The sequence below is a fragment of the Shewanella psychrophila genome (assembly GCF_002005305.1).
Lineage (GTDB): Bacteria > Pseudomonadota > Gammaproteobacteria > Enterobacterales > Shewanellaceae > Shewanella > Shewanella psychrophila.
On sequence record NZ_CP014782.1, the window covers coordinates 5,403,864 to 5,428,521 of the forward strand.

General features: G+C 44.2%; 23 protein-coding genes and 1 riboswitch. Of the genes, 11 read left to right on the top strand and 12 right to left on the bottom strand.

From position 1 onward, the window contains the following. Positions 1-42: 42 nt before the first annotated feature. From cobT to sps_RS28605, 8 genes are all read right to left on the bottom strand, one after another. Positions 43-1,071, bottom strand: a complete 1,029-nt coding sequence (gene cobT / locus sps_RS23555; protein WP_077754746.1) for a nicotinate-nucleotide--dimethylbenzimidazole phosphoribosyltransferase — start codon at positions 1,069-1,071, stop codon at positions 43-45. A 151-nt stretch (positions 1,072-1,222) separates the two neighbouring features. Beyond that, positions 1,223-2,305, bottom strand: coding sequence for a FecCD family ABC transporter permease (locus sps_RS23560; RefSeq protein WP_077755834.1), 1,083 nt, complete (start codon positions 2,303-2,305; stop codon positions 1,223-1,225). Between the two features lie 67 nt (positions 2,306-2,372). Beyond that, positions 2,373-3,299, bottom strand: a complete 927-nt coding sequence (locus tag sps_RS23565) for an ABC transporter ATP-binding protein (protein ID WP_077754747.1) — start codon at positions 3,297-3,299, stop codon at positions 2,373-2,375. A gap of 31 nt (positions 3,300-3,330) precedes the next feature. Further along, positions 3,331-3,572: riboswitch (cobalamin riboswitch) on the bottom strand. A gap of 196 nt (positions 3,573-3,768) precedes the next feature. After that, a complete protein-coding gene (locus sps_RS23570; protein ID WP_237157928.1) occupies positions 3,769-4,428 on the bottom strand; it encodes a histidine phosphatase family protein in 660 nt (219 codons plus the stop codon). 124 nt (positions 4,429-4,552) lie between these two features. Next, positions 4,553-7,375 (bottom strand): sodium:solute symporter family transporter, encoded by a 2,823-nt coding sequence (locus tag sps_RS23575; protein WP_077754748.1) that lies wholly within the window; start codon positions 7,373-7,375, stop codon positions 4,553-4,555. Next, complete coding sequence (locus tag sps_RS28595; RefSeq protein WP_169915897.1) at positions 7,372-7,512, bottom strand: hypothetical protein; 141 nt, start codon at positions 7,510-7,512, stop codon at positions 7,372-7,374. The genes sps_RS23575 and sps_RS28595 overlap by 4 nt, the downstream gene beginning before the upstream one ends. Further along, positions 7,509-7,649, bottom strand: a complete 141-nt coding sequence (locus sps_RS28600) for a hypothetical protein (RefSeq protein ID WP_169915897.1) — start codon at positions 7,647-7,649, stop codon at positions 7,509-7,511. The genes sps_RS28595 and sps_RS28600 overlap by 4 nt, the downstream gene beginning before the upstream one ends. Next, entirely contained in the window at positions 7,646-7,786 is a 141-nt protein-coding gene (locus sps_RS28605) for a hypothetical protein (RefSeq protein WP_169915899.1), read from the bottom strand. The genes sps_RS28600 and sps_RS28605 overlap by 4 nt, the downstream gene beginning before the upstream one ends. 549 nt (positions 7,787-8,335) lie before the next feature. On the opposite strand from sps_RS28605, the gene metH reads away from it, so the two are divergent. Beyond that, complete coding sequence (gene metH / locus sps_RS23585) at positions 8,336-12,094, top strand: methionine synthase (RefSeq protein WP_077754750.1); 3,759 nt, start codon at positions 8,336-8,338, stop codon at positions 12,092-12,094. A gap of 707 nt (positions 12,095-12,801) precedes the next feature. Here the strand turns inward: metH and sps_RS23590 are convergent. After that, complete coding sequence (locus sps_RS23590) at positions 12,802-13,725, bottom strand: LysR family transcriptional regulator (protein WP_077755836.1); 924 nt, start codon at positions 13,723-13,725, stop codon at positions 12,802-12,804. Between the two features lie 117 nt (positions 13,726-13,842). Between sps_RS23590 and sps_RS23595 the strand changes: the two genes are divergently transcribed. The 8 genes from sps_RS23595 to sbnB all read left to right on the top strand — a co-directional run bounded on the left by sps_RS23595 (position 13,843) and on the right by sbnB (position 21,420). Next, a complete protein-coding gene (locus tag sps_RS23595; protein WP_077754751.1) occupies positions 13,843-14,523 on the top strand; it encodes an SDR family oxidoreductase in 681 nt (226 codons plus the stop codon). Between the two features lie 67 nt (positions 14,524-14,590). Continuing rightward, the gene (locus sps_RS23600; RefSeq protein WP_077754752.1) at positions 14,591-15,787 is read left to right on the top strand and encodes an MFS transporter; all 1,197 of its coding nucleotides are present in this window, start codon (positions 14,591-14,593) and stop codon (positions 15,785-15,787) included. A gap of 182 nt (positions 15,788-15,969) precedes the next feature. Continuing rightward, the gene (locus tag sps_RS28610; protein ID WP_169915900.1) at positions 15,970-16,107 is read left to right on the top strand and encodes a hypothetical protein; all 138 of its coding nucleotides are present in this window, start codon (positions 15,970-15,972) and stop codon (positions 16,105-16,107) included. Positions 16,108-16,402: 295 nt separating this feature from the next. After that, complete coding sequence (locus sps_RS23605) at positions 16,403-17,026, top strand: LysE family translocator (protein WP_218919613.1); 624 nt, start codon at positions 16,403-16,405, stop codon at positions 17,024-17,026. A gap of 49 nt (positions 17,027-17,075) precedes the next feature. Next, complete coding sequence (locus sps_RS23610; RefSeq protein WP_169915901.1) at positions 17,076-18,896, top strand: FAD/NAD(P)-binding protein; 1,821 nt, start codon at positions 17,076-17,078, stop codon at positions 18,894-18,896. Between the two features lie 97 nt (positions 18,897-18,993). Beyond that, positions 18,994-19,422, top strand: a complete 429-nt coding sequence (locus tag sps_RS23615) for a ParB N-terminal domain-containing protein (protein ID WP_169915903.1) — start codon at positions 18,994-18,996, stop codon at positions 19,420-19,422. Beyond that, the gene (gene sbnA, locus sps_RS23620; protein WP_077754755.1) at positions 19,419-20,357 is read left to right on the top strand and encodes a 2,3-diaminopropionate biosynthesis protein SbnA; all 939 of its coding nucleotides are present in this window, start codon (positions 19,419-19,421) and stop codon (positions 20,355-20,357) included. The genes sps_RS23615 and sbnA overlap by 4 nt, the downstream gene beginning before the upstream one ends. Next, on the top strand, positions 20,350-21,420 hold the full coding sequence (gene sbnB, locus sps_RS23625; protein WP_218919614.1) for a 2,3-diaminopropionate biosynthesis protein SbnB: 1,071 nt from the start codon (positions 20,350-20,352) through the stop codon (positions 21,418-21,420). Before sbnA ends, sbnB begins: the two co-directional genes overlap by 8 nt. Positions 21,421-21,512: 92 nt before the next feature. Here the strand turns inward: sbnB and sps_RS28615 are convergent, their stop codons facing one another. The 3 genes from sps_RS28615 to sps_RS23635 all read right to left on the bottom strand — a co-directional run bounded on the left by sps_RS28615 (position 21,513) and on the right by sps_RS23635 (position 23,507). Then, a complete protein-coding gene (locus sps_RS28615) occupies positions 21,513-21,662 on the bottom strand; it encodes a hypothetical protein (RefSeq protein ID WP_169915905.1) in 150 nt (49 codons plus the stop codon). A 144-nt stretch (positions 21,663-21,806) separates the two neighbouring features. Further along, positions 21,807-22,355: a hypothetical protein gene (locus sps_RS23630; protein WP_077754756.1), complete on the bottom strand. Its 549-nt coding sequence runs from the start codon at positions 22,353-22,355 to the stop codon at positions 21,807-21,809. A 189-nt stretch (positions 22,356-22,544) separates the two neighbouring features. Then, positions 22,545-23,507: a LysR family transcriptional regulator gene (locus sps_RS23635; RefSeq protein WP_169915907.1), complete on the bottom strand. Its 963-nt coding sequence runs from the start codon at positions 23,505-23,507 to the stop codon at positions 22,545-22,547. Positions 23,508-23,547: 40 nt separating this feature from the next. Between sps_RS23635 and sps_RS23640 the strand changes: the two genes are divergently transcribed. After that, the gene (locus sps_RS23640; RefSeq protein ID WP_077754758.1) at positions 23,548-23,955 is read left to right on the top strand and encodes a thioredoxin family protein; all 408 of its coding nucleotides are present in this window, start codon (positions 23,548-23,550) and stop codon (positions 23,953-23,955) included. A gap of 1 nt (position 23,956) precedes the next feature. Then, on the top strand, positions 23,957-24,649 hold the full coding sequence (locus tag sps_RS23645) for a cytochrome c biogenesis CcdA family protein (RefSeq protein WP_077754759.1): 693 nt from the start codon (positions 23,957-23,959) through the stop codon (positions 24,647-24,649). Positions 24,650-24,658: the final 9 nt, after the last annotated feature.

A 24,658-nucleotide genomic window follows, 5' to 3' on the forward strand; every position in this document is an offset into this window, starting at 1 on the left:
TGTAGCTTAAAACTAAGACTCCTAGAAACTGAAACCTTGTTTTTAAATCTCTATTCCTGCATCGCTGAAGCTGGCCATCTCATTATAAAAACCAGCAGCGGCCTGGATCATCGTTAATGATAGGGCTGCACCAGTCCCTTCTCCCAACCTCATGCCTAACTTAAGTAAAGGCCGAGCCTGAAGATGGGACATCATCATGCAATGACCGCGTTCATCGGACTGATGACCGAAGATCATATAGTCACGCACATTTTCATTGATCTGCACCGCAACCATGGCAGCCGCAGTAGCGATGAAACCATCGACCACAATTAGCATTTTTCTTTCTGCGGCGGCTAACATGGCACCTGTCATCTGTACGATCTCAAAGCCACCTAAACAAGCCAGAATATTCATAGGGCTAGTCAATTCAGGCCTATGCAGACGCAGGGCTTGCTCAACCAAGAGCTGCTTTCTCTTGAGGGTGGCGGCATCTATACCTGTGCCCCGACCGACACACTCCCCCCCCTCCATATTCATGATGCTAGCCATGATTGCCGCCGCCGATGAAGTATTACCTATACCCATCTCGCCTAAGGCAATTAAATTTGTCCCCTGCTGGTGATGATATTCGATTCGCTCACGGGCCATCTCGAAGCCTTGCTTGACCGCACCTATGGTCATAGCTGGCTGTTTGTGAATTGGGTTTGTTCCCGCACCTAATCTCTGATCGATAATGCCCTCAACACCTTCGAGTGGTTGTAATATCCCACAGTCTATTACTTCTAACTCTAAACCTACCTGGCGACAGAAGACATTGATTGCGGCGCCACCTTTGATGAAGTTCATTACCATCTGAGTGGTCACATCGCTGGGGGCTATCGACACCCCGGATGCAGCTATGCCGTGATCGGCAGCAAAAACCAGTAATTTAGGCTTGATGATTTCAGGCTTATCTTTATCTAAAATTTGAGCCAACTGCATGGCAAGATTTTCCAGTTCACCCAGAGCACCTAGGGGTTTGGTCTTATTGTCGATCTTCTGCTGGATTTCTTCATCGAACTCATGACTCACCGGACTAATATCAAACATTATTTACACCCTGTTTATTTTTGTTTTTCTATATAAAACTAAGACAGCGTCGAGTTATAGCTCGTAGCTCGTAGCTCGTAGCTCGTAGCTCGTAGCTTGTAGCTTGTAGCTTGAAACCTTCGCGGCTAAAGCCGCTCCTACACAAAGAGTTTTATTTCCTACTTCCCAAGATAAACAGGAAGAAGATGCTGCCTATCACAGCTGTAATTATGCCAACGGGGAGTTCTTGATGACTCAACATGGTCCGTGCTAAGACATCTATCCACACCATAAACAGTCCACCGACTAAGGCCGTAGTGATGAGCGGAAACTGACCGGGAAACAGCATTCTCACGGTATGAGGCACCATTAAACCGATAAAACCGATACCACCACAATTGGCGACAAGAATCGCGGTAATGATTGAGCAGAGTAGCAACATCTGCAGCCGTAAACGGCTCACATTTATACCTAGAGTATGAGCAGTTTCATCACCGGCTCGCATGGCCATTATCTGCCTCTTAAACAGCAAGATGACAAGGGTACAGCCGGTTACGATAATTAAAGGCGCAATTAATCCGCTCCAGCTGGCTTTCGAGAAACTTCCCAGGCTCCAAAACAACACAGATGCGGCCGCCTGAGGATCGGAGAAGTAGAGTAACAAGCTGGTTAGCGCACCGAACATAAAGGATATCGCCACGCCCGACAGCAACATGCGCTCTATCTGGCTACTCATATGTCGTCCACACAAAGCCAGTACCATAGCTACCGACAAACCGGCCCCAATGAAAGCACCTAGTGGCAATGTCATCCAGCTAAACCTTTCAAAAAAGCCAGAACTGGCAAACAGCCCTGAGCTAGCAAAAAGTCCTGAGCCAGTAAAGAGCGTCAGCACAATAACCGCGCCAAAAGATGCCCCAGAAGAGATACCGAACAAGTAAGGGTCAGCCAATGGATTACGCGTGACAGTTTGCAGAACACTACCAGCGATAGAAAGGCCGGCTCCGGCAATAAATGCCAATATGACTCGCGGAAATCTCAGCTCCATCACTATGCGCTCGGTAATGCTTGGGACATCGCCAATCCCAAATGCCTGATGTAAGACTACATCTAAGGTGTCCATAAAGGAGATGTTTGCGGCACCAAAGCTAGCGGCGAACATCAGACTCAGCAGAGATAATAAACTCAGAGAAAATAAAATCCACTTATGAGCAAATAGCTCATGCCTCACCAAGTCGACTTCACCGGTTTTCATTTCTCTGGTTTTCATTGCAATTGAACCTGTTTCCGGCATTTCTATAGCACCCGGGAGCTTAATACTTCTAGTCATGAGCTCCGCCCTCCAGATAAGCTGTGCTACTTTTATTACCCTGACTCTGTTCACGGCTCTTCTCATGACTATTTTCATGGCCTGGCTCGTAACCCTTGGCGTAACTTTTCTCGTAACCATAGTAATAACAGATCTGTGGATTACCATGTTGAGGATGGAACGTGACATGAGAACAGACACCGAAGACTTCGCCTATCGCATGTTCTGTCAGCACCTCTTTTGGCGAACCGTAGCTAATACACTTTCCTTCTTCCAGCAGAAGTAACCTGTCACACATGGCGCTAGCGAGATTAAGATCATGAATAGAGGTGATCACAGTGATGCCGATTGAGCGCAGCAGCTCCATAATCTGGATCTGATAACGAATATCTAAATGATTGGTCGGCTCATCGAGGATAAGCAATTTAGGTTGTTGCACTATGGCGCGAGCTATCAAGGCTCTTTGCTTTTCTCCCCCAGAGAGATGCTCATAGCTCTGCTTAGACTTGTGAGTTAAGCCGACTTTTTCCAGAGCATCGGATACCAAGACCCGATCGGCAGAGTTAGTGAATTCGAACGGCCCCTTATGGGGCGTCAAACCGATAGCCACCAGCTGCGCTGTGGTCAACTCGAAGTGATGAGGAGTGTCCTGCAGCACTACAGCGACTTCCCTGGCGAAGGCTTTAGAGGAAAGATGAGTGATCTCTTGGCCAAACAGCCGAATTTGGCCACTGTCAGGCTTGATATATCGATAGATGCAACGAAGTAAAGTCGACTTTCCTGCACCGTTTGGGCCGATAATGCCAAGCATCTCACCGCGCTTTATGGAAAAATTGATCTGCGACAAAATTGAGCGTGACTCGACCTGCCAGCATAGATCGCTTACATCCAAGGCAAGGTCAGGTGTGCTCTGTGAGGTTAAGCCTGAAATTGATGACATCTATGGCCCCCCCGAGTTACCCGCTCGAGTATTATCGCGACAAAATGAGGCAGGTATCCTGACTGGTGCTTTAAAGAAAGGTCTAGTTCTTTGGCTCTAGGCCTAGGAGCTTCTTTAAAATCACTCACAGTTGCGGGCACAGTTTGGGCAATCGATATGCTAATGCTAATGCTATAAACTAAAGCAATAAATTAAAGCTACTACATAAGCGACGAGCTATCGTCCCAATTCCCTTTTAAGTTTGAGTTAGCCACCAAGTAGTCTAATAAAAGTTAAACACCTAGATTCACTCTCAACACCTCATTTTGCGAACTTGCTAACAGCATTTCTGTAAAAAGGAATGTCATAACAAGCTCTAATGGCCGCTATTATGCCGATTTTACCCGTGTTGGCAAACCGTACCAGTGAGTGATCTCAATGATTATGCTCATAGAGCCAAAGATAAGCCATTGAGACTGAGTAAAAACGATTAGTCATTGCCCCAATGCAGCTTAGTGAAATGCCCTTGTGAAGAGGTAAACACAGATATCTTAACCACAGATGCATAAGCCAATGACAGTTGAGTATAAAAACCGGCCACCCCACACACGCCAAGGGCATTGGCCATCAAGTGTCTCATCACCCCGGCATGGGTGATCAAGAGTAGTGTTTGCCCAGAATATTGCTGCAAAATTGATTGCCATAGGGCATCAACCCTGAATTCAAACTCAAGCATGCTCTCCCCATTAGGCGGCGTAACAGCCCAAGGATTCTTCCAATAGCTTTCTATCATCTGAGAAGAGTGCTGATACAGGCTTTCTAAGGTCTCGCCATCCCAATCACCAAAGTTAATCTCCTTTAACCCTTCCTCCAGTTTTAATGGCACCCCATTTTTCAGATAGAGATTGAGTGAAAACTCACTGCAGCGACGCAGGGGGGATGAGAATAATTGATCGAACTCCACATCGTGACGCTCAACGAGGCGATCGATAGCGGCGGTCATCGATGTACGTCCCGTCTGACTCACAGCTACATCTGTATGCCCCCTGAGTATCTCTCCACCTTCGCATTCGCCATGACGGAGAAGATAAAAGACAGTAGTGCACTCAGCCTTACTCTCAATGCAGCTTTTGTTATCAGTATTTTTCAAAATAATTGATTCTCGTTAGGCATATTGGCTCCTTTACTGATTTCCCGTGTCTAAGTTCTATTTGCTGCTTTTGCTTCCTAGCATCGAGATTCTAATTTCTAGTATCTCGTTCCTAGAAAGAAGTCTAATTTTCAATATTTTGCGGGAATTGAATATGGTAACAGAGTCCATTGCCTAGGGATGTTTTGACATCGACTCCACCCTTGAGTTTCTGGGTCACTAAGTTATACACCAGATGGGTTCCCAGCCCACTGCCCCCCTGATTACGCTTAGTGGTGTAAAAAGGATCGAATAGGTTCTTCTCGCCATCTTCATCTAAACCTACACCATCGTCGCTGTAATTCATGAGTATTTTCCCCTCACTGGCAGATACCTCTATGGTCACAACACCTATCTGTTCAGGCTTAAATGCATGTAGCAAACTATTCATTATCAGGTTAGTGACCACTTGAGATAGAACACCAGGAAAAGTATTACAGCTGAGTTTATCCGGACATATTACCTGTATTTTATGGGGTACTTTCTTTAATGCAGGGCGCAGCGACATTAAGATCTCCTCAAGATACTCTTTAAGCCCGAAATCTCTAACCTGCTCACTGGATTGATCTACTGCGACCCGTTTAAAGCTCTGAATCAATTTAGATGCCCTGGCATTGTTCTTGAGAATAATGTCCATCGCCTCGGTGCAGGTTTGCATGAAACTTTTAAACTCCTCTTCACTCAGGTCACCAGTACCGAACATCTTCTTCAGTGCGATAACCTCATCATGTAAATGCGATGCCGCAGTCACACAGACACCGATTGGCGTATTGATCTCATGGGCTATACCGGCCACCATTTTGCCAAGCGATGCTTGCTTTTCGGTTTCAACCAGATGAGCCTGAGCGCTCTTTAGTTTATCTAAGGTCTCTTGTAGCTCGCGTGTTCTGTCATCAACTATGCCCTCCATCTGCTCTGAGTATCGTTTAGCTAACAACTCTTTCTCTTTAGAATAGTTAAGTTGCTGCCTTAACTGAGCCGGACTTATTTTTAACTGTGCCAGTAACTGACCGTAATAGCGCTCTAAGGTGCGGATCTCTTGTTCGGAATAAAGGTTAGATTGAGTCACCACCATATGAGCCACAGCCGCTCCGGTGATACCACTCAACTGCCTCTCTGTGGTTCGCTCCAGGTTCGCCAGCTCCTGTACATTGATAATATGAGCCTCACCGAGCTCAGCTTCAATCAGACAAGCTGCCATTTTTGTCTCGGCGTATTCAGGAGTCAGATACTGACTGAATATGCCCTTGAGTAATTTAAGCTTGGGCTCAATTTCAATATCTCTGGGTAAGGTATCCATAATGGCTTCATCTTCTGCCACACGCTCGGCCATCACATCCATAAACTCCGCATTATAACGCTTCTCCTCCCCAGACATCTTAGAGTACAGACTGCCTAATACCAGCGCCGAAATGTTCGCAGCCATGGACCAGAAAGCCCCATGGCTGACCTTATGCATCTCGGTTCCCAATAGATGCTCAGGATGTAGCCAACCAATTCCGAAGGGACCCGTTAACAAAATATCCGCATTGATCCAGCCACTCTTCATAATCGCAGGTAAAAGCAGACAATAGGCCCAGATACCAAAGCCTGCACACAGACCGGCAAATGCCCCCTTTGATGTGACTTGAGGCCAATATAAACCGGCAATAACCAAGGGCAGAAACTGCAACACGGCGCAGAATGAGATCATGCCCATGTTCACCAACATGTAGGACTCGCCCAAGTAAAGGTAAAACATCTGCCCAGCCCCCAGCACGATAAAAACAGCCAACCAGCGAGATTGCAGCAAATACTTCTTCAAGCGGCTGTCCGGCCTAAACCACTGAATGAGAGGCAAAACCAAGTGGTTACTGAACATGGTCGATAAGGTCATTCCCGACACCATGAGCATAGCCATAGAAGCAGAAAAACCACCGATGAACACGAATATGGTCAATAGTTCTTGCCCGGCTAACATAGGAATAGACAACATATAACTGTCTGCAGTTTCAGGTCCTAGCAGCAGCAAGCCTGCCGCCGCAATCGGGGTGACAAACAGGGTCATCAGGATTAGATAGATAGGCAGCCACCACTGCACTTTTTTGACATGATTAGGATCCGGATTCTCCACCACCATCACATGAAACTGGCGCGGCAATAACATAAAGGCTGTTCCGGCTAATATGAGGTAACTAAACCAAGTGACAAATGCGGGCTTCGACGACATCTTAGCCGCAGCCTCAGGCATCTTCTGCTCCAATTGAGCAAAGATATCTAGGGGAGAGTCGAACATCACGAAACAGATAAATACCCCGACGGTCAACATGGCCGCTAGCTTAACAAGGCCTTCGACCGCCAAAGCCAACATCATGCCAGGGTGTCGCTCGGTTGGATCCAGATGACGGATACCGAACACTATGGTAAACAGGGCGACACCCAGCCAAACCAGCCAAGCGATGGAGAGTTTAGCCTCGACTTGCAAACCCAAAAGCAAGTCGATAGACGTATTTATCGCCTTAAGTTGCAGGGCTAAATAAGGCACTATTCCGATCATGGCAACTAACGCGGCGAGCCCAGCCAGCGACACACTACGATTAAATCTGGCCGAGAGAAAATCGGCGATACTGGTCACCCTGTAGATCTGCTTAATCAGCAAGATACGTTGCATCAAGGGCCAGATAACTATCATCAACAAGGTCGGCCCCAGGTAAATAGATAGCATCAATATACTGGATCGAGTGGCGATACCGACACTGCCAAAGAAGGTCCAGCTAGTACAATATATGGCTAAGGACAGAGCATAAACTGCGGCACTGGTGGTGAGTTTTTGTGCTCTCTCGCTACCGGATTCGGCCCAGGCAGCAATCACATACAGCAAGCCCACATAAGCCAATATGATCAACAGCAGACTCGTCGCACTAATCATACTGCCACCTCGACTTTGAAAGTGAGAGCAGTACACGAGTCACTACCGCATTCAGCACTCGTCGCAGGAACGGCAATCACATACAGCAAGCCCACATAAGCCAATATGATCAACAGCAGACTCGTCGCACTAATCATACTGCCACCTCGACTTTGAAAGTGAGAGCAGTACACGAGTCACTACCGCATTCAGCACTCGTCGCAGGAACGGCAATCACATACAGCAAGCCCACATAAGCCAAAATGATCAGCAGCAGACTCGTAGCGCTAATCATACTGCCACCTCGACTTTGAAAGTGAGAGCAGTACACGAGTCACTACCGGATTCAGCACTCGTCTCAGGAGCAGCAATCACATACAGCAAGCCCACATAAGCCAATATGATCAACAGCAGACTCATCGCACTAATCATGTCACTACCTTGGCTTTTACATAAACCCCTTTATCTTGGATAATTGAAGGGGTTAGACCACAAAGCACAGGCTTTACCAACTTAACGAGAGGTAGGAGATTTGATTGAGGCTCCAATACATGTCTACACATCATCGACTAACCTACTTAGTCAAAGCATATAAAAATAAAATTAAAGACAGCCAAATCAGTGTGATGCTCAGCAACATGCTAGATAGGCTGAATACAATGTTGCTGGCGGCTGGCCATGAGACAATAAAAAACCACATTATTAGGGCCAACAGTCTGAAGGCTGCTTGATTATTATTTTTCCTCCACACCACACTTCTCCTGTAAAGAGCCTGTTTAAAGCATAGTTCAGACCTTAAAAGAGTGGAAAAATCATTCACAAATAAGTCAATATACAAGGCGATAGAATACACAATATGGCGACTCGACACAGATACGTGTCTGGTTTAGTATAGACGTCTATACGTATAAACATCCAAACGACACCACGCAGTGGTTTCAATAGAGATGCAGCGCAGATCTATTAAGGCAGGTAGAATTTATGGCCAGTGTCACCCTCAGTACCCAGAAATTAACTAAAGAGAAAGGTCAACAGCTCACCTTAAAATTGACCCGACAACTCGAACAAGGGATCCTCATTCTCGATGGCGCCATGGGCACCATGATCCAGGACCTTAAGTTAGAAGAGGAAGATTTTCGCGGCGAACAGTTCAAAGACTGGCATAAAGATGTAAAAGGCAACAACGACATGTTGGTGCTCACCCAAGCCGAAGCTATCAAGGGTATTCATAAACAATACCTGCTGGCTGGCGCCGATATTATCGAGACCAACACCTTCAACGCGACGCCCATCGCCATGGCTGACTACGACATGCAGGCGTTCTCGGCTCAGATAAACCTTGAGGGGGCCCGACTCGCCCGCGCTGCTGCCGATGAAGTTGAGCAAGAGACTGGTCGCAGCTGTTATGTAGCCGGTGTACTCGGCCCAACTAACCGCACCTGTTCTATTAGCCCGGACGTGAACGACCCTGGATACCGAAATGTCACATTCGATGAGCTGGTCGAGGCTTATGTCGAGTCTATCAATGCCCTGATTGAGGGCGGTGCCGATATCATCATGGTAGAAACCATTTTCGATACCTTAAACGCCAAGGCCGCCCTGTTTGCCGTCGAGACTGTTTATGATGATCTGGGTGCACGCTTGCCTATCATGATATCCGGTACCATTACCGATGCATCTGGCCGCACCCTGACCGGGCAAACCACCGAAGCCTTCTACAACTCACTACGTCATGTTAAGCCGCTATCTATTGGCCTTAACTGCGCCCTGGGGCCTAAAGAGCTGCGCCCTTATGTGGAAGAGCTATCTAAAATTTCCGAGTGTTTCGTCTCGGCTCATCCAAATGCGGGCCTGCCCAATGAGTTTGGTGGCTATGATGAGACCCCCAAGCAGATGGCCGATATTATCGGTGAGTGGGCCGAGGAAGGCTTCCTTAATATAATCGGTGGCTGTTGTGGTACCACGCCGGATCATATCCGTGTCATCCGCGAAGCCGTAATCAAATACCCTGCCCGTCCGCTACCGGACATCCCGGTGGCCTGTCGCCTGTCTGGTCTTGAGCCGCTGACGATTGATGAGAACTCGCTGTTTCTTAACGTAGGTGAGCGTACCAACGTCACAGGTTCGGCCAAGTTTCTGCGCCTTATCAAGACAGGTGAATTCGAAGAAGCGCTATCGGTAGCCCGTGATCAAGTAGAAAACGGCGCGCAGATCATCGATATCAACATGGATGAGGGTATGCTCGACGGCGTCGAGATCATGCACAAGTTCCTCAACCTTATCGCCTCCGAGCCCGACATATCTCGTGTGCCGATTATGATCGACTCCTCTAAATGGGAAGTGATCGAAGCCGGTCTCAAGTGTATTCAGGGTAAAGGTATCGTTAACTCCATCTCGCTTAAAGAGGGAGAAGAGAAGTTTATCCAGCAGGCCACTTTAGTTAAGCGTTACGGCGCCGCAGCCATCATCATGGCGTTTGATGAACAGGGGCAGGCCGATACTAAGGCACGCAAGATAGAGATCTGTACCCGCGCTTATCGGGTATTGGTGGATAAGGTAGGCTTCCCGCCGGAAGATATTATCTTCGATCCCAATATTTTCGCCATCGCCACAGGTATCGAAGAGCACGACAATTATGCCGTCGACTTTATCGAGGCCACCCGCGAGATAAAACGCACCTTGCCCCACGCCATGATCTCGGGCGGTGTATCTAATGTTTCCTTCTCTTTCCGTGGTAACAACCCGGTGCGAGAGGCCATTCATGCTGTGTTCCTTTATCACGCGATTCAGGCTGGCATGGACATGGGTATCGTCAACGCTGGTCAATTAGCCATCTATGACGATATCGACCCAGAGCTAAAGAAAAGCGTCGAGGCCATAGTAGGGAATTTCCCTTGCACCGCTGTCGATAAGAATGGCGATGCAACCAATAACACCGAGCTGTTATTAGAAGTGGCGGAAAAATTCCGCGGTGACGGCAGTCAAACTGCCAAAAAAGAAGATCTAGAATGGCGCAGCTGGGAGGTCAATAAACGTCTGGCTCACGCCTTGGTTAAAGGCATCACAGATTATATCGACGAAGACACAGAGGAGGCGCGAGCGGCAGCAAGCCGTCCCCTGGATGTGATTGAAGGCGCCTTGATGGACGGCATGAATGTGGTTGGCGACCTATTTGGCTCGGGCAAGATGTTCCTGCCTCAGGTCGTTAAGTCTGCCCGTGTGATGAAAAAAGCCGTGGCTTATCTGAACCCTTATATCGAACTCGAAAAGACTCCGGGTCAGTCAAACGGCAAGATTTTAATGGTCACAGTAAAAGGTGACGTACACGATATCGGCAAGAACATCGTCGGCGTGGTGCTGGCCTGTAACGGCTATGATGTTATCGATCTTGGAGTCATGGTACCGGTGGAGAAAATCATCGAAGTGGCCATAGCCGAAAATGTCGACATAATAGGCATGTCTGGGCTTATCACCCCGAGTCTGGATGAGATGGTGCATAACGTTAAAAGCTTCCATAAGGCAGGTTTAACCATTCCATCTATTATCGGCGGCGCGACTTGCTCGAAAATTCACACCGCGGTGAAAATTGCCCCTCACTCGCCGACAGGTGCCATCTATATCGCCGACGCCTCCCGCGCCGTGCCTATGGTGTCAAAGCTGATTAATAACGCCACAAGGCAAGCTACGATAGATGAAGCTTATCAAGAATATGATGTGATGCGCGAGAAGCGCCTGTCGCAAACCAAACGTAAGATTATTACTTCTATCGAAGCAGCCCGAGAGAACCGCTGCAAGCACGACTGGGAGAACTACACCCCATTTGTGCCCAATCAGCTAGGCCGTCAGGTATTCGATGACTACCCATTGGAAGACTTAGTCGAGCGTATCGACTGGACGCCCTTCTTCCGCAGTTGGGAGTTACATGGACATTTCCCTAAAATCTTAACCGATAAAGTAGTCGGCGAAGAGGCGACTAAATTGTTCGCCGATGGTAAGGCTATGCTGAAGAAAATCATCGATGAGAAGTGGCTCACCGCCAAAGCGGTTATCGGTCTCTTCCCTGCCAATACCGTTAACCATGATGATATCGAACTGTACACAGATGAGTCCCGTACTGAGCTTGAGATGACTACCCATCACCTGCGAATGCAGATAGAGCGTGTCGGCAATGACAACTTCTGCTTAGCAGACTTTGTCGCGCCCAAGAACAGTGGCGTGGCCGATTACATGGGAGGTTTTGCCGTCACAGCTGGTCATGGCATCGACGAGCACATTGCACGCTTCGAGGCCGATCACGATGACTACAGCGCCATCATGCTCAAATGTTTGGCCGACCGATTGGCCGAAGCCTTCGCCGAGCGTATGCACGAACGTGTGCGTAAGGAGTTCTGGGGTTATGCCAGTGATGAAGTGTTAGATAACGAAGCGCTTATCCGTGAAAAGTACAAAGGCATACGTCCGGCACCTGGTTATCCAGCTTGCCCAGACCACACAGAGAAAGGGCTGCTTTGGGATCTATTAAAGCCTGATGAGACCATTGGTCTGAATATCACCGAAAGCTACGCCATGTTCCCAACGGCGGCAGTATCAGGTTGGTATTTCGCCCATCCTAAGTCTCGCTATTTTGGCGTGACCAATATCGGCAAAGATCAGGTCGAGGATTATGCGCAGCGTAAGGGCATAAGTCTGGCTGAAACTGAGCGATGGCTCGCTCCTGTTTTGGATTACGATCCTGAGTAGGGAGTGCTCCTAAGTGATCATGTTTACTCTTTAGAGTTGTCACCCCGGTAGCGCTTCTGAGCCGGGGCCCAGCTTTTACCTTTCCAAACTTCGTTTGGATTAACGTTGTGGAATTCTATTCCCTTCTCGCAATGAAAAGTAGGGCAAGGAGGACTGATCGTCCTATCAATAACAGCCAGTTCGGTATCCATACCTCTCGCTCAGAGAGGTTACTGTCGCAACCTTCGCCCTTGATTCTCTGTAAACCAAAGTACCATGACGCCCGCGAAGTTGTCTTCCTCATGCTTACTTGAAAATAGCTAACGTTTCCTATGATCCGAATTATATCCTTATAATTCCAGCCAGCTCGGCTATCCCTGCCCCGCGCTCATTAATAGGAAACTACGTTCCCATTCACCCAAGCCCCCCGAAAACTAGCCCCACATCTGATAGGCAGGATGCCTGAATGCCGTGGAATACATGGATGTATGTTAACGGCCATGTGGATCTTACGCGACTTTAGTTTATAAAAGCCTGCGACGCCCTTCGGCTACTTCCAACGGGGACTAGTTGTAACTTTAGGCAGCGCGTAAAGAAATGAATATTGAGGATACACAGAGGTGATTAGTACCACTACTTGACTATGATCCAGAGTAATCTAGTCGTTCCTATTATTTGATTGCCTCTGCTAGCTCAATAATGAACATAATATCGAGTGATATTAAATCCTAATAATTTGACGAATAGCGGAACTTATCGATCATAAAATCTAAGAATAATCGAATTCGTTTCGGTTGATACTGTTTACTAATGTACACCACGTTTAAGTCGGCACTCGATACTGAAGTCGATGCATTGAAATTTTTCATATAACCATTGAGCACTGTAACAAGTCGTAGATTATCAATATCATCCTGAATGTCTAAAACGGATTTAAGCGCAATGCCAGCCCCTTCTAAAGCCCAGCATCGAATGACTTCTCCATCATCAGAAAAACGCTTAGGGACAACCGTGATTGCATTTCTTTTATCTTGATCTTGAAAGTGCCAGGTCTTTAACTCCTCGTTACTACGAAGCATTGCTAGGCAATGATGATGCACTAAATCCTGTGGGGTTAATGGTGTGCCATATTGCTTCAAATATGCAGGTGAGGCGCATAGCACCCGTCTGCTAGCCGACAATCGCCGCGAGATCAAGTTACTATCAGCAAGCTCACCATAACGAATAACAATATCCATACCCGACTCGGCAATATTAGAGACATTGTCGTTCAAATATAAATAAGGCACAACATCAGGATATAGCTTACAAAACTCAGACACTATTGGAAGAATATATTGTTTACCGACATCCTTTGGCGCCGCGATTTTTAGTGAGCCTTTCACCTCTTTAACACCATTTTGAATCAGGTCTTCTGTTTCATTGACGTTATCTAAAATCTCAATACAGGCTTTGTGGTAAAGCGCTCCAGAATCTGTCAGTGATAGGTGTCTGGTACTGCGATTAAGTAACTTCACCGCATACCTTTGTTCAAGTGCCTGCAACCTTGCCGTCATTGTGGCAGGGGAAAGACCAAGTTCGCGCCCAGCAGCAGCTAATCCTTGATGTTTCACAATGCTGACAAACATTTCCATATCAGAAAACTTATCCACGCCCCCTCCCATTATTCACCTCATACGAATAATGACTTCGTATTTGCATCAATTATCAAATCTTACCGAACAAATATAATAGCAACTGTTATCAAGAGCAACAGCAAGGAACCAATTATGAACCAGAACCTAAATCAGAAAAAGACAACTTACGTGATCATTGGTGGTACATCAGGTATCGGTGAAGCAGTGGCAAAACATGTCAATAATGACAATACCATTATCCATGTTGCCAGCCGCATGACGGGATTAGACATCAGTGACGAGACAGCTGTACATCAGTACTTTGAGTCCATAGGCCCTTTTGAACACTTAGTCGTTACAGCGGGTTCATATGCTCCTGCTGGAAAAGTAGCGGATGTCACCATTGAAGAAGCAAAACACGCCTTTGATATTAAGTTTTGGGGGGCCATCAATGTGACTAAACATGCGGCAAGATACATGACTCCCAAAGGAACAATCACCCTGACCACTGGCATGCTGTCGCGCAAAATCGTTGCTAATACTTACGTAAAAACCGCTATCAATGCCGCGCTAGAGGCCGTGACAAAAGTGCTAGCTAAAGAGCTTGCGCCGATTAGAGTCAATGCGATTAGTCCAGGCTTAACCATGACCTCAGCATACAAAAATATGGATGCTAGCTCACGTAACGCCATGTACGAAAATGCTAAACGCAATTTACCCGCAGGTATCGCGGGGTCGGCTGAAGATATTGCGATGGCTTATGTCATGGCAATATCCAACCCCTATATGACGGGTTCGATCATCGATGTCGATGGCGGCGCACTCGTCAATTAGCACATCAACCTACCAGGTGTGCCAAGCCATGCCGAGCAAATCTTAACGTTAACCAAGGTGATTAATCATGAACAAAGCAAAGATGCCGTTTCAGGTATGGATACTCACACTCGCAGCCTTCGCTATTGGCACCGCTGAATTTGTTATTGCGGGTATTCTTCCGCAAATAGCCACATCACTATCGATTACAGAAGGCCAAGCAGGATACTTAATTAGCGCATACGCGCTAGCCATTGTGATTGGTGGCCCTATCTTAACCATCTATCTAGCCCGCTTTAATAAAAAATGGGTGCTCATTGGGCTCATGGCTTTATTCATTGTCGGCAATATAATGTCCGCATTAGCACCGACTTACAACTTGCTACTCTTAAGTCGCGTTATTGCCGGATTAGTTCAAGGACCTTTTTATGGGATTGGTGCTGTTGTAGCGACAAACCTAGTGTCGGAGAAAATGGCGGGTCGCGCCGTTGGTCAAATGTTTGCAGGTTTAACACTTGCCAATGTACTTGGGGTTCCCGCTGGCACTTGGATTAGCTTAAAGTTTGGCTGGCACAACACCTTCTTTATTGTGGCCGCTTTTGGTGCCATCGCTATGATTTCAATTTTAATATCTATCAAGTCGACTGGGCATGGGGAAGCAAAAAATATTAAGGCTCAGCTAAAGGCATTCAAAAACCCAATGCTGCTTATCAGCCTAGCAATCACTGCATTAGCCTGGTCAGGTTTCATGGCGTTATATGGATACATAGCACCAATAGCAACCCATATTACAGGCTATAGCGAAGATGCCGTCACTTGGATTTTAGTTATTGTCGGGCTTGGTCTCATCATTGGTAACACGCTTGGTGGACGCTCGTCAGACAAGGATCTAAGAAAAGCCTCTATGTTCTGGGCTATTGCAATGATTGTCTCATTGATTATTGTCGGTCTGGTAATTGATAATCCGATTCTACTTATTGTTGCCCTCTTTGTATTCGGTATCGCGTCATTTGCAAACGTCCCCGCGATGCAGCTTCGGGTGATGAACCATGGTGGTGAAGGTCAAGAACTAGCGGCAACTGCCAATATATCGGCATTTAACTTAGCCAATGCATTTGGTGGTTTCCTAGGAGGAATGGTACTCGATAGCCACTTAGGTGCGGGCATGATCCCTTACGCGGCCATTATAGTGCCAATTATTGGTGTGTTCTTTATCGCTAAAGCCAACCAGCGTGAAAGTCGCAATGATAAGTTAGACACCAACCTGGCAAGTGCTAATCACTAACCTTCACCTTAATAGCGAGCGAAAATAATAGCCCTAACTGAAATTCCCCGCTTATTCGATGAATAAGCGGGGAAATTTTCCAGCACTTGCCTCTCTGATAGTGAGTTAATTAAACAGGAGCCTGCACTTTATAAACCAAAGTAACATAAGCCCCACATAGACGTAGGGTCTAGGCCGAGCGTATGCGTAAGAAGTTCTGGGGTTATGCCTCTGATGAAGTATTAGATAATGAAGGACTTATTCTTAAATCTATTGCACTTATTCTATATACTCCAGCAATGGGATTAACCCACTCAAGATTAAAAATAAGTCGTGGCTAACGATATAAACTTAATAACTAATTAAACTCCTCCCCCTTACAACTAAAGAACTACAATCTACATATATAATTAAAAGTTCGCATGAGAGAGATGAATTTAATTCATCAAAAAATAAAGACTTACATTTTAACCCCCTAATATTCAATTGAACAAAATACTTAAGTATTGTACTTTGTTCGTCATTAATAATTACTTAGTAAGCCAGAACAATTAATAAACAAAGATAAATAAAGTTGAAACAATAAATAGTTACTCTACTACCAAACAAATAAGTTACATTTTTCAAGGAGTGAAAATGTCAAACATTGAATTATTCATAGCATGGTTTACTGTCATGTTCCCTTTAGTCATAAGTCCTGGCCCTGCAAATGTTGTGTTTGCGGCTTCGGGTGCATCAATGGGATTTAGACGATCTTTACCTTTAATAGCAGGAATCGATATTGTTTTTGTTTTTTACTCTCTGCTCATTGGGTTTGGATTTGGGGCCGTAATTCAAAGTAACACCACCCTTTTCAATACAGTTCAAATATTAGGCGCAATATATTTACTCTATTTATCGTACCGATTTATTTCGCCTAAGGTAAAACAAAACAACAATTCAGAAAGCGCTTCCAATGCTAACTTTACATTCTTAAATGGCGTTATAATTCAGCTACTTAACCCAAAGGGGTTAATCATGCTGATACTAATGTTTTCTCTATTTTCATCATCAGAACAGTCCTCATCAAACATACTCACATTATCTTTATGGTTATGTATATTAAACGTATCTTCGCACATGCTCTGGGTCGCATTCGGTTCCCATATTTTAAGAAAAATGAATTCTGGTAGAAGTGAAAAATTCCAAGCTGTTTTTTTTGCAACTTGTCTAGCGCTAGTTTCAATTTGGATAATAACTGAAATGGTTATTAATCTTTAATCTTTAATCTTTAATCTTTAATCTTTAAATTTCAAGGATGGAATTTATAATGCAGTATTATTCTACATGTATCATAGGACTAGGTCCTCGAGGGTTATCTGTATTACACAGAATACTTTGTCACGCAAAATCATCACCAAACATTAACATTTCTATTGCTATATTTGAACCAAATGAACCAGGTGTCGGTGTACACAGCACTGTTCAACCCGATTACCTACTGTTAAATACCGTTGCTGGACAGCTATCTATGTTTCCTCAGGATAATACCTTTGGTAGCCACCAGACTTGTAATGACAATATCTCCGGCCCGACATTCTATGAGTGGTGCCAAGATCTAAATATACAAATTGACATGAATAATCATGTCACAAATAAATTAGGGAGGAGTATTTCAAGTACAGACTATCTACCAAGACGTTTAGTCGGAGAGTATTTATCTTTCACATACAAAACCCTAATTGCCCATTGTCCGGCTAATGTAAATATTCAACGATATGCAGATACCGTGAATGAAGTCACTACTCATCAGCTAGCCGATAGCAGGTTAAGCTATAGTATTCATAGTGACGAGCACCAGATTAATTGCCACTCTTTGTTCCTAACCCTAGGCCATACAGGACAAAGCAAAGATATTACAGAAACTAAAACAAGTACAAGCTTGTACCCTATGCCAGCCGCATTTTCCCATATCAACCAAACAGATTTGGTTGGAATTGAAGGCTTAGGACTCGCAGCTATGGATGTATTATCCTGCTTAACCTTAGGTAGAGGTGGCAAGATAATACGAACGGAAAAAGGAAAGATCCCTCAATATATCCCTTCAGGAAAAGAGCCTAAAATTTGCTTATACTCACGCTCTGGAATGCCTTTTCGTGTTAGACCTGAAATAGCCGTAACCGACAAACGGCATCAAGCTATTTTACTTACTACTAAAAGATTGGAACAACTCACAGCTAATGGAGAGCAAAGCGTTGATTTTGAGAGAGACTTTATCCCTCTTCTCTTACTAGAAATGCGAGCCGTTTATGTTTTAACCCTGATGGACTTGCAGCTAAGAAGGAGAGTTGAACAAAGCCTTCGACAACACGCTAATATCAGTACCTCTTCATTTCTAGATATATTAATCCCTATAGAAAATGATTTAGGCTGTTTTGATCCATCTTTGTATGTACAAGACACTTTACCAGAATTTGTTACCCCTATTGATTATCAAGGGTGGTTTAAAGCATTTATAATAGAGGATTTATCCTCAAGTTTAGAAGGCATTTCATCTAATCCAGTAAAAGCCTCTTTAGAAGTATGGCGTGATCTGCGAGATACCATCAGAGCCATATCTGACTTTAATAAACTTACACCTAACTCTCACTCGCTGCTTTACTCTAAGTACTCAGGGATTGTAAATAGAGCAGTTGGAGGCCCTCAGAGAGAGCGCCATGAAGATTTAATCGCATTGATGGACGCTGGAATAGTTGAAGTGACTACAGTTCACGGTACTGAATACAATCAGGAAGAGAGCTCATATCAACTAAATTGTAAAGACGGCACTAACCGAAAAATGAACATCATCATTCCGGCTTATCTCGATAGTAGTGGGATCGAAAACAGCAATTCTTCAGTTTTAACCTCTTTAAAAAATAATGGTTTAATTTCAAAACAAAACAAAATATTAGGGTCGAACAGTGTCAACATAAATCCATTTCACCAAGCTATTTCCGAAAATGGTGAGGCAATAAGTAATATTTGGATACTGGGTCCTAATGTAGAAGGAACCACTTATTATAATCACTATATTCCGACATGTGGCGGTGTATCTAAAGCCTATGTAGATGCTGATATTGCAGTCATAAATTTCATGAAAAATATCTAGTGTAGCACTACAGATTTATAAATCAGTGTTTCTTAGTACTTACTCTCAGACACTAAAATTATCAATGTTAATTTAAAGATAAATGGAGTTTTCTTATATGAACATTAATGAATCTATAAACCAGGTATTTATAAAGCTGGTAAAAATATCAGATTTAAAACCTTCTGAAGAGTTTTGTGAAAAACATGTAGAATCTTTAGTACATAAGATTCAACATCAACAGCAATGGTCACATCCGATTTTAGTTGAGATAAATTCTAATGTTATATTAGACGGTCATCATAGATTTGCAGCGGCTAAAGCATTAAATTTTAGTCGCATTCCATGTTTACTTGTTGACTATAACAACCCAGAAATCCACGTTTCTTGTTGGAATACTGGTAACAAATTAAATAAATCAGAAATATTAAAAAAATCATCTCAGGGTATCTTGCTTGAAAAAAAATCAACTAGACATCATTTCAACATTAACATGCCTATTCTATCTTCTTTTGAAGTCAATGACTTAAAAGGACATTCCTCATGATTCACAAATCTGAATTAGACTTGGTATTTGATGATATTTTCCTTGAAAACCATAGCATTTTGGATAATTCAAAACTTTTTTTGAAACTAGAAGGCTTCAATATCGGCGGCTCAATAAAAATGAAACCCGCATTGAAAATGATAAACAAACTTGAGTTACAAAACAAAATAAATGCTAACACCGCGATAATTGAAAGCTCTTCTGGAAATTTAGGCGTGGCACTCAGTATTATTTGTGCTTCTCGAGGTTATCCTTTTATTTGTGTTGTTGATCCCAATGTACTCCCCGCCTCTGAAAATTTGATGCGATCCTACGGGACTGAAATGATTAAAGTCACAAACAAGGATAGTAATGGCGGTTTTTTAAACTCTCGGATAGATTTAATAAAAGAGATGTGTAGTAAGAATGAAAATTTAATCTGGCTCAACCAATATGAAAACATTGATAATATTGAAGCCCATTATTTAACAACAGCAAAAAGTATCTCACAAGAGTTTCCAGATTTAGATTATCTATTTATTGGTGCAGGAACTACTGGAACTTTGGGAGGGGTCAGTCAATATTTCAAAAAATATATGCCAAAGACAAAGTTGATCGCTGTTGACTCACAAGGTTCTATCACTTTCGGCGGTGTAGCTGGAAAACGTAAGATACCAGGATTAGGGTCAAGTAAAGTCCCTCCTATAAGTCAACACTCGTCATTTGATGAAATTATTCGGATCAGCGAGCAAAGCACCATTGAAATGTGTCACAGGATGGCAAAATCAGGCTTATTGTTTGGTGGTTCAACAGGAACGGTCTTAGCCGGGGTAGAAGTATATAAATCAACAATCCCGGCTAATAGTTCCGTTGTAGCCATCTCGCCAGACTTTGGCGAACGCTACCTCAGCACTATCTATAATCCGTCATGGGTGAATGAACACTTTAGTGAATAAAGATCAATGGAAAAATTTTATCCTAACCAACTCAACAAAGGAATGTATTGTGAATATGCCACCATTTAGCGTTATTGGCTCGACTGTTATTGAAAAGTGGTTAAGCGAAAACAGTAACACTATTATTGACCTCGTCGCTGAAAGCTACCAGTTGTTTGCTAAAGAACAAACTGTTTGCCCTGATAGCTATTTTTTACGCTATCCCAGTCAACCCCAAAATCGAATCATCGCATTACCCGCATCAATAGAATCAGGTAGCCCAGTTTCCGGTATAAAGTGGATTGCTAGCTTCCCTGAAAATTTAAATAATGGATTGGATAGGGCTTCTGCTGTACTCGTTTTGAATGATCGCCAAACAGGATACCCAATGGCTTGCCTTGAGGGTTCACAAATATCAGCCAGTCGAACTGCAGCATCCGCAGTATTAGGAGCTAAATATCTACACAAGACTCCAGGAAAAATAGAACGTCTGGCAATTGTTGGCAGTGGCCTAATCGCACAAACTACAGTGAACCTTTTCAAGCGACTTGATTGGGATATCTCTGAGCTGATCGTTATTGACCTGAATCCCAAAAGAGCTGAACAGTTTTGTGCACAGTTTCCAGACATTCAATCCCAAATAAGTAATGACATAGAAAGCATTAAACAAGCTGACATGGTGTTATTTACGACCTCAGCAATCACACCTCATGTAGAAAAAATGGATCTACTTGCCCATAACCCAACCATTTTACATATGTCACTGCGTGATATTTCAGCAGAAATTATTCTTAAAAGTCAAAATGTCGCTGATAATGTGGATCACGCAGTAAAAGCGAATACATCACTTCACCTTGCTGAGATCCACTCAGGGGATCGCCAATTTATGGCTGGTGATATTGTACAATTAATGAATGGAGAGTTTACAGCTGATTTTTCTGTTCCCAGAATCTATGCTCCCTTTGGAATGGGAATACTTGATATCATGATTGGATATCAAATACTCAAAGATAGTGATGCCAACCAAGTTACTAAATTGAATGACTTCTTCCCAACCCCTCTGTCATCCAAAGCCGTTTCATAACCAACAGTATCCCGCTAACTAAGGTATTATCTTACCTTAGTTAGCCTTTGACTCTTTACGAATCAACTGCTATTTGATGAGACTCATAGCCACTAAAAGCGGTTGTAATCATCTTGGAGTCCCTCTGCTGTGTTATGGTCGCACATAAACCTTAGCGAAAGCTTTATGGTGACCGTCTGCTCAATAACATTCATGTTTGCCTCACGTAATTTATTCCAACGCCCTTCTGCATGTAAATCCATTTACTTAGCCAGTTCGCTATCCCTAGCTCTCGCTCATGAGCTTATGGCTACGCCATATTCACCTTCCAACGGGAACAGACTGTAACTTTAGCCTTCATCTTGAATATTTAGGATATATTTACTATGACCCTACTTTCCATAACTCTACTGCCTTGTAAACAGAGGTTGGTTATTTATAAAAGTAACATTTTCCGCGGCATGGCAAGCCATGCAGGCAGCCTTGGCCTTAACTAAGCCTTGTTTGGCTTTAGTGAGATCTTTACTGGTGAAGTCATTTTTGACATCTGCCCAGGTATTATTGAGTAGAATAGCCTCGGCATTTTGACGTCTGGCAGGGCGTTTCATCAAGCCGTTCTCTATGGTGACCTTGATTTTATCCCAATGATAAGCCGCTAAATCAAAATTCTGATCTTTTATCGCTTGTACTATGCTGCCGTATCGCTCACCAACTTCCCACATAGGTTGATCGAAGCCACGTAAGTACTTCTCGATACGTTGATCTTTAACGCTGTCACTTGGTGCCTCTGTGATCCAATGCTTCGACTCATGTGTACTTTCCTCAGCCGCAACCGCTATACCAGAAACGCCTTGCGCCACTACAACGAATAGCCCAGTCATTAATAGTGAAGTAAATACTCCCCCTTTGAAATGGGTTTTAAGTACATCACGATCACTTCTAACTTTACAATTCATCACTCTTCCCCGCTCTCAAAGAGACCAACTCTAACAAAGTAACATCGAAAAATTCTCGAAAATGTGCAAAGAAACGTAAAGGGTAAAAGTGTCAATCAAGCCAACATATTTGCTTGTTTCAAATAGGCACAATACAAGTTGGGACGGGCATATTTTTCTAGACCTCCCCCTGCGAGACAACGAGTTATCTCAACTTGCATTTATTTCAGATGGTTTCAAGGTTTCAACTAAGAACTCTTTCAGTACAGCTAAATTGCCGTCATAACTTTTTCGATGTGCTACGACCATATTTAACGGCGACTTCTCTTTGCGATAATCTGGCAGTAGTGATACTAAACGCCCTGCGGTAATATCCTCACGCACATCTAGGCAGGTTTTATAGACTATGCCCGCCCCCTTAACAGCCAATAAACGTAGATAATCGCCATCGTCTGATAAATGATCACCACTTACTTTCACCGAAATAGTGCTCGTATCTTTAAAAAAACGCCAATGGCTGCTCAACATGTCGTCGCTGGTAAAGTGTAAACAGTTATGTTTTACCAAGTCTTCCGGCGTTTTCGGCGTGCCACAGCGGGCTAAATAATCAGGTGAAGCACATAATTCACGAACAGCATTACGCAGTATGGGCAAACACACTAAGGCCGAATCTTCGGGCTCACCGTAACGTAACGCCACATCTACCGTTTGCGAATAAAAGTCTGCGTATTTATCGCTTAATTTGACCTTCAAATTGATGTCAGGATGATGTTGCTGAAAATCCATCAAACAACCAAGCAAAGTGTTTCTTCCAAGGTCGGAAGGCACTGACAAGGTAATACTTCCTTTAAGCTTATCCCCTAAGATAGCCTGCTTCCCAATATCTAAATTTTCCAGTGACTTAAGTGCATATGGTAAAAAATCACTACCGCTTTTGGTCAGAGTTAAACTGCGTGTAGAGCGCTGTAATAATCGAGTATTTAACTCTGCTTCCAGCCGCTTTAATGCCGCACTAGTGGCGGCTGGAGTAATTGATAATTCACGAGCGACAGCGGAAAGATTCTTAAGTTCGCATGCTAGCACGAATATTTTAACGTCAAAAAATTTCATCATGATTTTCAATTTATAGTTGAAAGTACTTTCGATTTTAAAGCTATTATAAGAAAAAGCCATCTCCTTTATGCTGCACGAAACCACCAAAGGAGAGTTACACATGACATTATTTCGTTCCCTCAAACTGGCCACTGTTACCTTGGCAACTTCGTTAATATTAAGCCTTTCGGCTCACGCCAGTAATTTCGAAAAGATCCCATTCGAAAAGACACTATTTGACCAACTTCAATCTCAAGGCAATACCGTACTTATCGATGTATTTGCTCCTTGGTGCCCAACATGTAAGAAACAACAGGAGGTTATCGGCGACTATTTTGCAGCTCACCCCGATAGTGAGATAAAGGTGCTTGTGGTTGACTTTGATGAACAACCCCAATGGGTAAAGTTCTTTAAGGCACCACGCCAGTCAAGCCTGTATTTATACAAAAATGGCGAGCAGCTTTGGTTCAGTGTGGCCGAAACCCGTGAGCAAAAAATCTTTTCCGCTTTGAATTCAGTGAGTATGTAATATGGATACCTTTGCCATCCCACTGGCGTTTGCCGCAGGCATACTAAGCCTATTGTCGCCCTGTGTATTACCCATGATCCCAGTCGTTGCAAGCTCGGCAATGCGCAGTTCACGCAAGGGCATAATTACCTTAGCGTTAGGGCTAAGCCTGTCTTTTGCGTTTGCTGGAACGGTACTCACCTTCGCGCTGATTAGCTTAGGGCTATCGCCAGAGGTATTGCGTTACTTCTCGGCGACTTTACTCCTGTTAATTGCCGCAGCCATTTTAATCCCGAAAGCCGGAGGCTGGCTCACCCTAAAGCTGTCGATGCTCACCAGCCGACTGCCCAACCATCAAGCGGATGGCGAAGGTGTAATGACCCAGTTCGCCGTTGGCGCATCGCTCGGTCTAGTGTGGTTGCCCTGTGTTGGCCCAACGTTAGGGGCAGCTATCGCCCTTGCATCGACAGGACAAAGTATGGGCTCAGCTTTCATCATTATGCTGGCTTTTGGTATCGGTACCGCCATTCCCCTGATTGGTTTCAGCTTGTTAATGAAGAACTCACTGGGTAAATGGATCAGTGGTGGCGCAGTAGCCAAAAAAGTAATGGGGCTGTCTTTAATCATTTTGTCATTGACCATTTTCACAGGCTTTGACCGCACATTAGAAGCATTAGCACTCGAAATTATGCCCGAGTGGCTCTACAACATATAAGAGAATACG